The sequence below is a fragment of the Streptomyces rubellomurinus genome (genome assembly GCF_000961885.1).
GTDB lineage: Bacteria > Actinomycetota > Actinomycetes > Streptomycetales > Streptomycetaceae > Kitasatospora > Kitasatospora rubellomurina.
In genome coordinates, this window is sequence record NZ_JZKH01000005.1 from 46,368 (window position 1) to 59,212 (window position 12,845).

The 12,845-nt window shown below is 74.0% G+C and carries 11 protein-coding genes; 9 read left to right on the forward strand and 2 right to left on the reverse strand.

The features are described from left to right. Positions 1-35 precede the first annotated feature (35 nt). The 6 genes from VM95_RS04165 to VM95_RS38515 all read left to right on the forward strand — a co-directional run bounded on the left by VM95_RS04165 (position 36) and on the right by VM95_RS38515 (position 7,507). Positions 36-1,256, forward strand: a complete 1,221-nt coding sequence (locus VM95_RS04165; protein WP_045692636.1) for an acyl-CoA dehydrogenase family protein — start codon at positions 36-38, stop codon at positions 1,254-1,256. 287 nt (positions 1,257-1,543) lie between these two features. Continuing rightward, entirely contained in the window at positions 1,544-2,788 is a 1,245-nt protein-coding gene (locus VM95_RS04170) for a beta-ketoacyl-[acyl-carrier-protein] synthase family protein (RefSeq protein ID WP_244178623.1), read from the forward strand. Further along, the gene (locus VM95_RS04175; RefSeq protein WP_045692638.1) at positions 2,785-4,590 is read left to right on the forward strand and encodes a CoA-transferase; all 1,806 of its coding nucleotides are present in this window, start codon (positions 2,785-2,787) and stop codon (positions 4,588-4,590) included. The genes VM95_RS04170 and VM95_RS04175 overlap by 4 nt, the downstream gene beginning before the upstream one ends. 61 nt (positions 4,591-4,651) lie before the next feature. Beyond that, positions 4,652-5,623 carry a ketoacyl-ACP synthase III gene (locus VM95_RS04180; RefSeq protein WP_244178624.1) on the forward strand — a complete coding sequence of 324 codons (972 nt, stop codon included), beginning with the start codon at positions 4,652-4,654 and terminating at the stop codon, positions 5,621-5,623. Between the two features lie 127 nt (positions 5,624-5,750). Continuing rightward, positions 5,751-6,458 carry an HAD family hydrolase gene (locus VM95_RS04185; RefSeq protein WP_045692639.1) on the forward strand — a complete coding sequence of 236 codons (708 nt, stop codon included), beginning with the start codon at positions 5,751-5,753 and terminating at the stop codon, positions 6,456-6,458. Positions 6,459-6,490: 32 nt separating this feature from the next. Further along, positions 6,491-7,507, forward strand: a complete 1,017-nt coding sequence (locus VM95_RS38515) for an AfsA-related hotdog domain-containing protein (protein WP_052707133.1) — start codon at positions 6,491-6,493, stop codon at positions 7,505-7,507. Between the two features lie 89 nt (positions 7,508-7,596). Here VM95_RS38515 and VM95_RS04195 read toward each other — a convergent pair whose 3' ends face one another. After that, a complete protein-coding gene (locus VM95_RS04195; protein WP_045692640.1) occupies positions 7,597-7,983 on the reverse strand; it encodes a PPOX class F420-dependent oxidoreductase in 387 nt (128 codons plus the stop codon). Positions 7,984-8,046: 63 nt separating this feature from the next. Then, positions 8,047-9,597, reverse strand: a complete 1,551-nt coding sequence (locus VM95_RS04200; RefSeq protein WP_045692641.1) for an FAD-dependent monooxygenase — start codon at positions 9,595-9,597, stop codon at positions 8,047-8,049. Between the two features lie 548 nt (positions 9,598-10,145). Here VM95_RS04200 and VM95_RS04205 point away from each other — a divergent pair. The 3 genes from VM95_RS04205 (at position 10,146) to dmpI (ending at position 12,782) form a co-directional block, all read left to right on the forward strand. Further along, the gene (locus VM95_RS04205; RefSeq protein ID WP_052707134.1) at positions 10,146-11,750 is read left to right on the forward strand and encodes an MFS transporter; all 1,605 of its coding nucleotides are present in this window, start codon (positions 10,146-10,148) and stop codon (positions 11,748-11,750) included. 46 nt (positions 11,751-11,796) lie between these two features. Continuing rightward, positions 11,797-12,258, forward strand: a complete 462-nt coding sequence (locus VM95_RS04210) for a nuclear transport factor 2 family protein (protein ID WP_045692642.1) — start codon at positions 11,797-11,799, stop codon at positions 12,256-12,258. A 272-nt stretch (positions 12,259-12,530) separates the two neighbouring features. Next, positions 12,531-12,782 carry a 4-oxalocrotonate tautomerase DmpI gene (dmpI, locus tag VM95_RS04215; protein WP_279616811.1) on the forward strand — a complete coding sequence of 84 codons (252 nt, stop codon included), beginning with the start codon at positions 12,531-12,533 and terminating at the stop codon, positions 12,780-12,782. Positions 12,783-12,845: the final 63 nt, after the last annotated feature.

Consider the following 12,845-nt stretch of genomic DNA (forward strand, 5'->3'; position numbering starts at 1 on the left):
TTTAGCCCTGTCGACCTGTCTGGAGGAGTACCGCGATGGAGTTCGCTTACGACACCAGGACCGAGGAACTGCGGTCCCGGCTACTGGAGTTCATGGCCGAGCACGTCTACCCCGCCGAGCGGGTCGCGGAGGAGCAGACGGCCGCCGCGGCCGGCCGCTGGGACCGCCCGCCGGTGCTCGACGAGCTGAAGGCGAAGGCCCGCGCCCAGGGCCTGTGGAACCTCTTCCTGCCGCACTCCGCGGCCGGCGCCGGCCTCAGCAACCTGCAGTACGCCCCGCTCGCCGAGATCACCGGCCGCAGCCCCTTCCTGGCCCCCGAGGCGCTCAACTGCTCGGCGCCGGACACCGGGAACATGGAGGTGCTGGACATGTTCGGCACCGAGGCGCAGCGCAAGGAGTGGCTGGAACCGCTGCTGGACGGCACCATCCGCTCGGCGTTCTGCATGACCGAGCCCGAGGTGGCCTCCTCCGACGCCGGGAACATCTGCACCCGGATCGAGCGGGACGGCGACGAGTACGTGATCACCGGCCGCAAGTGGTGGGCGAGCGGCGCGCTCAGCCCGCACTGCAAGGTCCTGGTGGTGATGGGCAAGACCGATCCGGGCGCCGACCGGCACCGGCAGCAGAGCATGGTCCTGGTCCCCAAGGACACCCCGGGCGTGCGGCTCGTCCGCGGCATGGAGCTGTTCGGCTACGACCACGGCCCGCACGGCGGCCACGCCGAGATCGTCTTCGACCGGGTGCGGGTGCCCGCCGCGAACCTGATCGGCGAGCCCGGGGACGGCTTCGCGATCGCCCAGGCGCGGCTCGGCCCCGGGCGGATCCACCACGCGATGCGGCTGATCGGCATGGCCGAGCGGGCCTTCGAGCTGCTCTGCGCCCGGGTGACGGCCCGGCACGCCTTCGGCGGCCCGATCGCGGACCAGGGCGTGGTGCAGGACTGGATCGCCGAGGCCCGGATGCGGATCGAGCAGGCCAGGCTGCTGGTGCTGAAGACCGCGTGGCTGATGGACACGGTGGGCAACAAGGGCGCGCACACCGAGATCCAGGCCATCAAGGTCGTCACGCCGGCGCTGGCCGAGTGGGTGCTCGACAAGGCGATCCAGGCGCACGGCGGCGGCGGCGTCTCGCAGGACTTCCCGCTGGCCGCGCTCTGGGCGCACGCGCGGACCCTGCGGCTCGCGGACGGCCCGGACGAGGTGCACAAGCGCTCGCTGGTCCGGCGGGAGCTGAAGCCCTACCGCGCGGCGCACTGACCCGGCGTCCGGAGAATCACACGGAAACACGCACTGGCAGGCCCGGGAATCCCCGGTGGAACGGCGGAGGAAACCGCCGTTCCACCGGGGATTCCGGCATGTCCGGGAATGCCGCCGGCCCGGTACCCGAAGTACTCCCCCCACCGCCGAACGAGTACCCCACGTCCTCGTGAACTCCCTTGCTACGCCGATAGATTGGCATAGCCGGCTGCGAAGCGCATCCGCGAAATCCACTCTCGGGAGGACGCTCCATGCACAGGGAAGAACCCCGTTCGAAGGAAGCGGTCGTGGTCACCGGCATCGGTGTCATGCTGCCGAACACGACCACCGTGGAACAGTTCTGGGAAAACATATCCGGCGGCCATTCCCAGGTCGGCAGACTCACCCGTTTCGACGGCGCGGAACACGGCCTGCCGGTCCACGCGGCCGCCGAGATCAGCTCGTTCGACCACCGGCCGTTCCTGCCCGAACTCCTCGACAACCACGCCGCCAAGTACACCCGCGAGATCCTGATCGCGATGTCGGCGGTCGAGCGGGCCCGGCAGGACGCCGGCCTGGAGATCGGCTACCACGACCCGCGCCGGATCGGCGTGCTGATGTCCTCCTCGCGCGGCCCGTTCGCCTGGTGGCAGCGGGTGCTGGCCGACGAGGAGCCGGGCGCGTTCGGCGACAAGGGCGCGATGTTCCGCGGCCTGCCCGGCTGCCCCGCCTCGCTGGCGGCGATCTACACCTCCGCCCAGGGCCTGGTCAGCACCGTGAGCAACGCCTGCGTCGGCGGCCACCAGGCGATCGGGCTGGCGCTGCGCGAACTGCGCTCCGGCACCGCCGACGCGATGCTGGTCGGCGGCCACGAGTTCCCGATCGTGCCCGAGGTCGCCAAGTGCTACGCGGCGATGGGCAGCGGCGTGATGTCCACCGAGCGGGACGACCCGCGCCGCGCGGTGCGCCCGTACAGCGCGGACCGCGAGGGCTTCGCGCTCGGCGAGGGCTCGGTGGTGGTCTGCCTGGAGCGCGAGTCGGTGGCCCGGGCGCGCGGCGCGCGGATCTACGCCGAGGTGCTGGAGGCCCGGACCTTCAACGAGGCCGCGCACGCCACCAGCATGGACCTCACCGGCAAGGTCACCGCCTCCTTCGTCCAGGACCTGCTGGCGGACGCCGGCCGGACCGCCGACGAGGTCGGCTACTTCTGCGCCCACGGCACCGCCACCCGCTACAACGACCTCGCGGAGAGCCGGGCGCTGCAGGCCCTCTACCCCGAGCGGACCCTCGGCCAGCTGCCGCCGATCAGCTCCAACAAGCCGATCTACGGCCACACCTTCGGCATCGCCGGGATCATCAACGTCGCCGCCACCAGCCTGATGCTCCACCACCAGCGCCTGGCCCCCACCATCAACCTGTCCGGCCGGGACCCGGAGTGCGACCACGACCACGTCTTCGAGGGCGCCCGGGACACCGCGTTCGACCTCGCCGTGTCGCTCTCCTTCGCCTTCGGCAGCCAGACCGCCGTGGTCGCGCTCGGAGCCTCCTCGTGAGCGGGCCGGTGATCGCCGCGGACGTCGACGACCTGGTCCGCCGGTTCGTCCGGCCCGACGACCACCTGCACCTGGCGGCCACCCACTCCCGGCCCAACGCCCTCGGCTACGCGCTCTGCCGGGTCTTCGGCGACCGCGCGCGGTTCACCGTCAGCACCACCGGCTACCACTCCAGCGCCCACGCGCTGACCCTGGCCGGCGGCGTCGCCAAGGTGGTGGCCGGCTTCCTCGGCGACACCTACCCCTCGCCCCGCCCCAACCCGCTGTACGAGCGGGTGGCCGAGGGCGTGCCGTTCGCCTTCGAGCCCTGGTCGCTGCTGAGCTACAACCAGCGGCTGATCGCCGCCGCGACCGGCGCCCCGTACGCGTCGACCGGTTCGCTGTCCGGCACCGACCTGCTCACCGGCAAGGGCGACGACGTCCTGCTGGTGCCCGACCCCGACCGGCCGGGCGAACAGCTCACCCTGGTCCGGGCGATGCACCCCGACCTCACCCTGGTGCACGGCGTCTGCGCGGACGAGGACGGCAACATCGCGATGGTCCCGCCGCTCGGCGAGGGCGCCTGGGCCGCGTACGCCGCGAAGCGGGGCGTGCTCGCCTCGGTCGAGCGGATCGTCTCCGCCGAGGAGCTGCGGGCGATCCCCGACCGGGTGGTCATCCCGGGGCAACGGGTGCTCGGCCTCTGCGAGGCGCCGCTCGGCGCCCACCCGCAGGCCCTGCGCACCGCCGGGCTGGCCGGGGTGCCCGGCTACCTCGACGACTACGCCTTCCTGGAGGAGATCGCCGACCGCTGCCGCGCCGAGGAGCGGGGCAGCGACTGGTACCGGGAGTGGGTGCTCGAACCCGGCTCGCACGCGGGGTACCTGGCCCGGCTGGGCGAGGAGCGCCGGCGGCGGCTGCAGGAGGGCGAGCCGTCCTGGCAGGCCGGCCGGGCGACCGCCGCCGCTGCCGTCACCGCCGCCGCTGCCCCGGTGACGGAGACGGCGGAGGAGACGGCCGAGGAGACGCCGCCCAGCCGGATGGAGCGGCTGATCGTGCTCGGCGCCCGGGCGGTGGTCGAGCGGGTCCGCGAGGGCGGCTACGACACCCTGCTGGCCGGCATCGGCTCCTCCCACCTCGCGGCCTGGCTGGCCGCCGAGCAGCTGCGCCGGGGCGGCCACGCCGTCCGGGTGGTGGCCGAGCTCGGCCTCTACGGCTTCACCCCGCAGCAGGGCGACGTCTTCCTGTTCAGCCTGCGCCACGCGGGCACGGCCGAACAGCTGAGCGGCATCCCGGAGATCCTCGGCGGGATGGTCGCGGCCAACCCCCGCGCGCTCGGTGTGCTCGCCGCCGCCGAGATCGACGAGAGCGGCACCATCAACACCAGCATGACCGCGGACGGCCGCTGGCTCACCGGCTCCGGCGGCGCCAACGACATCGCGGCCTCGGCGGACTGCGTGGTGATCGCCACCGCCTCCCGGCGGCGGTACGTGCCCGAGGTCTCCTACCGGACCAGCCGCGGCGACCGGGTGCGCGAGGTGGTCAGCCAGTTCGGCCGGTTCCGGCGCCGCGAGGACGGCCCCGGCTTCCGGCTGGCCACCTGGCTCGGACCGGACGAGGGCGGCCCGCGGGCCGAACCCGCCGACGCCGTACGGGAGTTCGCACCCGACCGGCCGGGCGCGCTGGAACGCGAGGCCGCCGAGGCCGTCGCCGCGTACACCGCCTGGTCGGCACCGGTCGCCGGCCTCAGCGCCGAGAAGCCCGTCACGGCGGAGGAGCTCCGGCTGCTCCGCACGCTCGACCCCGAGGGCCGCTACCGCTGAGCGGGCCCGCCGCACCTCACTCCCGACTCCCCGTTCCCACGCCCGAAAGGCCTGCCCCACCATGCCCGTCGAGAACCCGAACACGATGACCTGGACCGGCTCCGGACTGCGCTTCACCGGTCTCGGCCACTACTACCCCCGCACGCTGGTCAGCAACGAGCACGGCATCACCATCGGCGGCCGGACCTACGCCCCCGAGGAGGCCGCGGAGTTGGGCGTGCGCAGCCGGCACGAGGCCGCGGAGGACGAGACCGTCGAGTACATGGCCGAGCAGGCCGCCCGGGCCGCGCTCGCCCGGGCCGGCCGCGAGCCCGACGAGGTGGACGTCGTGGTGCTCGCCAACTGGACCGACCGGCAGTGGATCCCCGAGATCGGCCCGCAGGTGGCCGCCCGGCTCGGCGCCGAGCGGGCCCTCGCCTTCGACGTCTGCGGGGCCTGCACCGGCTTCGTGCACGGCGTGCAGACGGCGGCCTCGATGCTCGCCGCGCAGCCGGGCTGGCAGCGGGCCGTGGTGGTCGCCGCGGACCGCTTCTCCCGCCGGGCCCGACCGGGCACCCGCGGCCAGCTGATCTTCGGCGACGCGGCCGGCGCGGTGGTGCTGGAGAAGGGTGCCGAGGACGGCACCGGGCTGCGGTACTCGACGCTCAGCTGCGACGCCGCGCGGGCGGACGCCGTCGCGGCCCGGGACGGCTGGCTGCGGCCCCGCCCGGAGCTCATCGAGCTGGCCGTCGGCTCCAGCCTGAAGGTCGCCGACACGCTCCTGGGGCGGGCCGGCATCGGCGTCGGCGACCTCGACTGGCTGATCCCGCACCCGGGCAACAACGCCATCCACGCGGGCGTCAAGGCCGGCCTCGAACTGCCGCCGGAGAAGTTCCGCACCAACTTCGACGTGCGCGGCAACACCGGCTGCGCCTCCATCCCGATCGCGCTCTCCGAGTTCGCGGAGCAGGGCCTGGTGAAGCCGGGCGACCGGATCCTCTCCACCGCGGTCGGCTCCGGCTGGTACTTCGGCGGGCTCCTGTTCGAGCTCTGACGCCCGGCCCTGCGCAGCCGTACAGCCAGCACCGCCCCGCCGCGGCCGTCCGCACACCGGAGGCCGCGGCGGGCCCCGACACCCTCACCGCCCTCACCGCTCAGCACGTCAGGAAGGACGTCACCCGATGACCGACGACCGGAACTCCGGCCCCACCCCGTTCGCGCTCTGGACGGACTGCACCGGAGTGCTCACCCAGTCCGCCGCCGAGCTCCTGCGGGCCTTCGCCGACCGGGTCGGCGCGCCCGGACACGCGCTGCGCGAGGCGATGGCGCAGGTCTCCGGCGAGCACGGCGGCACGCTGCCGCCGGACGCCGGCGCCGCCTGGTCGGCGGCGGTCGAGGCCGTGCTGGAGCACGAGTACGGCGTGGTCTGCGACCTGTCCCGGGCGCAGGAGATCTGGCTGGACCTGTGCCGCCCCAACCGGGCCTGGATCGACCGGCTGGCCCAGCTGCGGACCGAGGGCGTCTTCGTCGGCCTGCTCACCGACCTGCCGGACGGCCGGGAGCCCGGCTGGCTGCGGCTGCTCGCGCCGCTGCTCTTCGACGCCGTGGTCCGCCGGTCGTCGGCGGCGGGCGCCGGGCTGCCACTGCGCGCGGCGCAGGCCGCGGCGGGGCGGTCCGCCGCCCGGTGCGTGCTGGTCGACGCGTCGGAGGTCCGGGGTGCCCGGGCGCGCGCGGCGGGCTGGCGCACGATCGCGTTCCGCGACACCGCCTCGGCCCTCGCCGAGGTCGGCCGGCTGCTCGACACCGAGGACATCGGCGCCGAGGACATCGGCTCCGAGCACATCGACACCGAGGCCATCGACACCGAGGCCATCGCCGTCCCGGCCTGACCGACCCGGCGGAACACCCCAGGAGACGGACCATGACCATGCTCGACAGCTCCACCGACCCCCACCTCGCAACGGCCGGAGACCGGCTCAGCTTCGACCGGACCATCAGCCGCCGGCTCGTCCAGCGGGACGGCCTCCAGGAGGTCTTCCTCACCGACTTCAGGGCCAGGTTCGACCGCAGCTTCCTGGCCGGCGCCCGGCTGCCGCACGCCCACCCGTACTACAACGACCACCTCCACGCCCCCCGGCTGCACGACCCGCTGGTGCTCCTGGAGAGCGTGCGCCAGGCCGTGCGCTGCGCGACCGGGACGCACCCGGACGCGCCGCCGGAGGCCGTCGCGTTCACCCTCGGCCGGCGGCTGCGGATCACCGCCCCGGACGCCCTGGCCGCGGGCCCCGACCTGGACGAACTGGAGCTGCGCGGCCACGAGTCGCGGACCTGGTGCCGCAAGGGCGCGCTGACCCGGGTGGTGCACCGGGTGGACCTCGTCCTCGACGGCCGGCAGCTCGGCACGGCCACCACCGACACCGCGCTGCGCCCGCCCGCGGCCTACCGCCGGCTGCGGCTGCGCGAACGCGCCGACCTGCCGCCCCGCTCGGACGAGCTGCCCGTCCGGGAGCACCCGGGCGCCGTCCCGCCCTACCTGCTCGGCCGGCAGCGGCCGGAGAACGTCGTCCTGCTGGAACCCCGCTTCGCCGCCGGGGAGTTGGCGGCCGGGCTGCGGGTTCCGCTGGGGCACAGCAGCCTCTTCGACCAGCGGCCCGACCACGTGCCCGGCGCGGTGCTGCTGGAGGCCGCCCGGCAGGCCGGACTGCTGCTGGTCGGCGAGGAGTTCGGCCGCTCGCCGGCCCGCACCGTGCTGCTGGCCGTCGAGCTGGACCACCGGCGGTTCGTCGAACTGGACGAGGAGACCACCGTGCGGGCCCGCCTCGCGCAGCCGCCCGGGGCCGCGGACGGCCTGCCCGTCCGGGTGGAGTTCCGCCGGCGCGGGACGCTGCTGGCCGAGGCCCGGCTGCGGCTCGCGGGCACCGAGCGCGGCCGTCGGTGAGTTCGCGGCCAGCGACCGGTGCCCGTACCGCGGCGGACTCGCCGCGCGGTACGGGCACCGGACGTGACGCCGCGTCAGTTCTGGTCGCACTACTGGCAGCTGGTGTGGTGCGGGCGGATGCCGACCACCATGCGGTCCGGCGCGTCCCCGGGCGGCGGGAACTCCGGGTCGTAGCGGTGGGCGAGCGCGAGGAACCCCACGGCGTCGTGGTCCTCCTCGATCCGCTCGACCGTGCCGCGGACCTCCAGGTAGCGGTAGGGCCGCTCCGGGTCGTTCACCGACAGCGCGGCGTTCGGGTTCCCCTTGAGGTTGCGGTACTTGAACCGGGTGGTCGTGGTGGTGAACCAGAGCAGTTCGCCGTCCCAGCGGTACCAGACCGGGTTGACCTGCGGGGTGCCGTCCGGGCGCAGGGTGGCGAGGTGGCCGAAGAGCGGGCGCTCCAGCAGGTCCAGGTGGCTGGCGGGGATCACGGACATGGTCGTCTCCTCAGTGGCGGCGGGTGGATGGCGGTGACGGGTGGTACGGCGACGCCGGAACGCTCAGCGCGGCAGCGCCTCGCGGCGGGCGCGGGACAGGGCGGCGAGGACGGCCCCGGGCGCGGGGTCGGTCAGCAGCTCGAAGAGGTGCCCGTCCGGGCGGACCACGGCGGCGGCGGGCCGGCGGCCCAGCGCGACGGCCAGCGGGCCGTGCGGGCCGCTCGGCGCGTCCAGGACCTCGGCCCGCTCGCCCACCGCCGCCCGGATCCGCGCGCAGACGCCCTGCCAGTCGGCCGGGCGGGTCCGCCCGGCGTGCAGGATCACCGCGTGGTCCCGGCCGGATATGCCGGCCCAGGACGGACCGGCCGGGGCCGCGCCCTCGCCGAGCAGCACCGGCAGCCGGTCGCCGGGGGCGGCGGTCCCCCACGGGCGGACGGCCGGCGCGCCCCCGTCCCGGTAGGTGGCGTCGAGCTGGCCGATCTTGGGCGCGAGGCGCCACTGCAGGACGCCGCTGCGCCCCGCCGCGCGGACGAGCGTGTCGCGCAGCGCCAGCTGGGAGGGCTTGGTGAGCGCGCCCCAGCGGGTCTGCATCGAGGTGGAGCGGGTCACCGCGTGGACGGCCCGGCGGCGCTCGTCGTCGTAGCTGTCCAGCAGCGACTCGTCGAACGTGCCGCGCAGCACGCCGGCCAGCTTCCAGCCCAGGTTGGCGGCGTCCTGGAGGCCGGTGTTCATGCCCTGGCCGCCGGCCGGGCTCATCAGGTGGGCGGCGTCGCCGACCAGCAGGGCCCGGCCGGAGCGGAAGCGGTCGGCGGTGCGCACGTGGACGCGGAAGACGGTGCTGAAGCGCAGCTCGCCCAGCCGCACCCGCCCGGGGCCGCGTTCCTCGACGATGCGCTGGAAGAACTCGCGGTCCGGCGTGCGCTCGGCCAGCTCGGGCGGGACGCTGACGGCCACCCGGTGCACGGTGGGCGAGATCGGCGCGAGGCCGAGGCCGCCCTGCGCGGTGTAGCAGTAGCTGACCAGGTCGGACGGGATGTCACCGGAGAGCTCGGCGTCCGTGATGGCGAAGTTGATCTTCAGTTGGGCGCCGGCGAAGCCGATGCCGAGCTCCTTGCGCACGGTGCTGTGGGCGCCGTCCGCGCCGATCACCCAGGGCGCCTCCACCTCCTCGGTCCCGCCGCCGGGCAGGGCCAGCCGCAGCCTGGCCCGCGGGCCGCCCGCGTCCAGCGAGGCCAGCCGCACGCCCCGCTCGACCTTGCCGCCCAGCTCCTCCAGCCGCTCCACCAGCAGCGCCTCGGTGCGGTCCTGGGGCAGGCCGACCGCGAACGGGTAGGGCGTCGCGCCGAGCCGGTTCAACCAGGCGGTCGCCAGCGGGCGGTGGTCGGAGTAGTAGGTGACGCCCTGGATCCGGTGGCCCTCCTCGACGATGCGGTCGGCCACGCCGATCCGCCGGAGCAGCTCCAGCGGCCGGGGCCAGATCGTGGTGGCCCGCGAGTGCGCCGAGTGCTCGCGCTCCGCGTCGACCACCCGCACCGGCACGCCCTGGCCGAGCAGTTCGCAGGCGAGTACCAGGCCGATCGGGCCCGCGCCCACCACGACGACGGGACTGTCCATGGTTTCCGTCCTCTCCGAAGGTTGGGACCGACGCTAGATCCGCGCCGCGGCCGGCGGCAGCCGTATTCCCCCAAAGATTCGAACGGCGCTCCGGAAGGGGAATCGAGAACCGCACCTTCGGGCACCGGATTCGTTTCGGAGACTGCGGAGAGGCGAATTCCGAGCACCGTCCGCACCGGCCGGGAATTCCGTCCGCCGCACGCCCGGAACGACCGGACCAGCGCCGCACTCCCCTCTCAACCAGGCTGCGGGCGAAGGATGTTGCGAACGCGGCCGGGCCCGTGGCCGCCCGGTCTGCCGCACCTCGGGCGGCCCTCCCGAATCCATCGGAAACACCCGCCGTGCCTCGAAAGAAACATCCCGGGTGACCCCGAAGCGGAATTCTGCGAATCCCTGCGCACCCGTAGCGTGGAATGCGGAAGCGACTGCGGATCAGCCCCGACCGGAAGAGCGGGACGAACCGGGCCCGATGAGCACCGTTCGTCCGCCGCGGAACACCTCGCCTCCGCCACCGACCCCGTGCCAAGGAGCCAAGGAGAAGGACGGCCATGACCACCACCACGAAGGACCCGACCCAGACCACCTCCCGGCATCCGACGGCGACGCTCGTCACCGTGGTGCTCGCGTCGCTGCTGCTCCCGATCTCGCTGACCGGCTCCTCGGTCGCGATGCCGGGCGTCGCCGCCGACTTCCACAACAGCCTGGCCGCCGGGCAGTGGATCGTGAACGGCTACGACCTCACCTTCGCCAGCTTCATGCTGGCCAGCGGCTCCTTCGCCGACCGCTTCGGCCGGCGCCGGGTGTTCATCACCGGCACCCTGGCGTTCTCGATCTGCTCGCTGGTGTCCGCGCTGTCGAACGGCGTCGTGCTGCTCGACCTCGCCCGCGCCGTCGCCGGCGTGGGCGCGGCGGCCATGCTGACCTCCGGCAGCGCGATGCTGGCGCACGCCTTCGAGGGCCAGGCCCGGGCCAAGGCGTTCGGCGTCTTCGGCACCGCCGTGGGCGCCGGCATGGCCTTCGGGCCGTTCGTCGCCGGCGCGCTGTCCACGACCTTCGGCTGGCGCTCGGTGTTCCTGGTGCCGGCGATCACCGGCGCCGTGGTGCTCGCGCTCTCCGTGGTCCTGCCCGAGTCCCGCGACCCGCAGGCGACCCGGACGGACTGGGCCGGCACCGTCACCTTCAGCGGGGCGCTCGCCGCGCTCATCGCCGCCCTGATCGAGGGCGCGCAGATCGGCTGGACCTCGCCGTTCAACCTCGCCGCCTACCTGGCGTGCGCGGTGCTGCTCGCCGCCTTCATCGTGGTCGAGCAGCGGCAGGACCGGCCGATGTTCGACCTGAGCCTGTTCCGCCAGCCCCAGTTCGTCTCGCTGTCCGTGGGCGTCGTGGCGCTGGTCCTCGCCTTCACCCCGCTGCTGGTGTACCTGCCGAGCTACCTGACCGCCGTCAACGGCGAGACCACGCTGCACGCCGGCGTCGACATGCTGATGCTGACCGTGCCCACCGTGTTCTTCCCGCTGATCGCCGGCTACCTGCTGCGCTGGGTCCCGATCAGGCACATGGTGACCGCGTCGGTCGGCCTCACCGCGATCGGCGTCGGCTGGCTGACGGTGCTGCACCCCGGCATCGGCAACTGGGCCGCGCTCGGCCCGTACGCCGTCATCGGCATCGGCATCGGCGTCTCCTTCGGCGTGATGGACGGCGCCGCCGTCTCCAGCGTCGACCCGTCCCGGGCCGGCATGGCGGCGGGCATGTTCAACACCATGCGGCTGGCGGGCGAGGCCATCGGCATCGCCGTCGTCGGATCGCTGCTGGTCAGCTTCACCCGCAGCGAGCTCGGCGACCAGCTCGACGCCTACAGCGGCCCGTACGGGCACAACCCCGGCGCACTGGCCGACTCGCTGAACCAGGGTCAACTGGCCGACCCGGAGGGCACGGTGCCGGAGGCCGCGCGCGCCGCGTTCCACCACACCGCGACCTCCGCCTACACCGGCGGCCTGCACACCGCGCTCTGGATCGCCGCCGTGTTCTGCGCCGCCGCCACCGTCCTGGTGGCCGTGGTCGGCGCCCGCTCCCGGGCCGGCGCCGCGGCCCCCGCCGAGGCCGAGGCCGTCGACACCGCGCCGGCCGCCGAGCACGAGCCCGCCACCGTCTGAGTGCGACGCACCCCCAACTCCCCTGCCAGCAAAGGACAGAGACCCCATGAGAGAGCTGACGCCCGACCGGGTCCGCGCCGCGTTCGCCGCCCTCGGCACCGGCGACCGCCAGAAGATGCTCGAGTACTGGGACGAGGACCTGCGGTTCGAGATCCCCGGCAACCACGCCCACGCGGGCTGGCACGAGGGGCTGGACGGCTTCCTCGCGTTCCTGAAGACCGTCGGCGAACTCTCCGGCGGCACGTACCTCGCGGAGAACATCACCGTCCTGGTCAACGCCGAGGACGGCTACTCCGTGGACGTCAACAAGAACCGGGCGCTGCGCGCCGGCGCCCCCGAGGACAGCACCTCCCCGTACCACCTGCTCGACGTCACGGCCCTGCACGTGCTGCGCTGGCGGGACGGCCGGATCGTCGAGGGCCGCGGCGTGATCCTGGGCGACGGCCCGGCCACCTCCGCGCTCTGGTGGTCGCCGCTCGACCCGGACGGCACCCGCAACGCCGCCTGAAACCCGCCTTTCCACCGCTTTTCGCCCCACCGTCCAGGAATTCCCGCACCGGCGCCCGTCCGCCATTCACGACCGGAATCGACAGGCGTCGACAGGCATTGACAGAAATCCGGAGATTCACCGGAAGACCGCCCGGCGACCCCGACATCCCTTGAGGTGTCGGGGTCGCCGGGCTTTTCTCCCCCACCCCGCCCTGCCACTTCAGAGACATCACCGCACCCGTAGGAAGCATTTCCCTTGAACGGGGCCGGGCCGGGCGAATAACGTCGTTCTTGCGCCGCCGGCCCCGAAAAGGCGGGCGAGCGAAAACCCGTCCGGAATTCTTTTCCAAGGAGAATGCCATGCCCGTCGTCACCGTTCTGCAGGGCCCGCGCGACGTCGAGAAGAAGCGCGACCTGGTCGCCCGCATCACCGACGCCTTCGTGCAGGCCTACGAGCTGCCGGCCGAGACCGTCCAGGTCTGGATCCAGGAGACCCCGGCGGAGAGCTGGAGCGCCGCCGGCAAGCTCATCGCCGACAGCTGAGCCGCCGACCGCCCAGCCCCGCCCCGCGGCCCCGGGACCCCCTCACGGGTCCCGGGGCCGCCC

What these genes read in the sequence shown, in the direction of transcription:
- VM95_RS04165 (WP_045692636.1), top strand. Translation starts at nt 36, where the DNA reads ATGGAGTTCGCTTACGACACCAGGACCGAGGAACTGCGGTCCCGGCTA.
- VM95_RS04180 (WP_244178624.1), top strand. Translation starts at nt 4,652, where the DNA reads ATGCCCGTCGAGAACCCGAACACGATGACCTGGACCGGCTCCGGACTG.
- VM95_RS04185 (WP_045692639.1), top strand. Translation starts at nt 5,751, where the DNA reads ATGACCGACGACCGGAACTCCGGCCCCACCCCGTTCGCGCTCTGGACG.
- VM95_RS38515 (WP_052707133.1), top strand. Translation starts at nt 6,491, where the DNA reads ATGACCATGCTCGACAGCTCCACCGACCCCCACCTCGCAACGGCCGGA.
- VM95_RS04195 (WP_045692640.1), bottom strand. Translation starts at nt 7,983, where the DNA reads ATGTCCGTGATCCCCGCCAGCCACCTGGACCTGCTGGAGCGCCCGCTC.
- VM95_RS04200 (WP_045692641.1), bottom strand. Translation starts at nt 9,597, where the DNA reads ATGGACAGTCCCGTCGTCGTGGTGGGCGCGGGCCCGATCGGCCTGGTA.
- VM95_RS04205 (WP_052707134.1), top strand. Translation starts at nt 10,146, where the DNA reads ATGACCACCACCACGAAGGACCCGACCCAGACCACCTCCCGGCATCCG.
- VM95_RS04210 (WP_045692642.1), top strand. Translation starts at nt 11,797, where the DNA reads ATGAGAGAGCTGACGCCCGACCGGGTCCGCGCCGCGTTCGCCGCCCTC.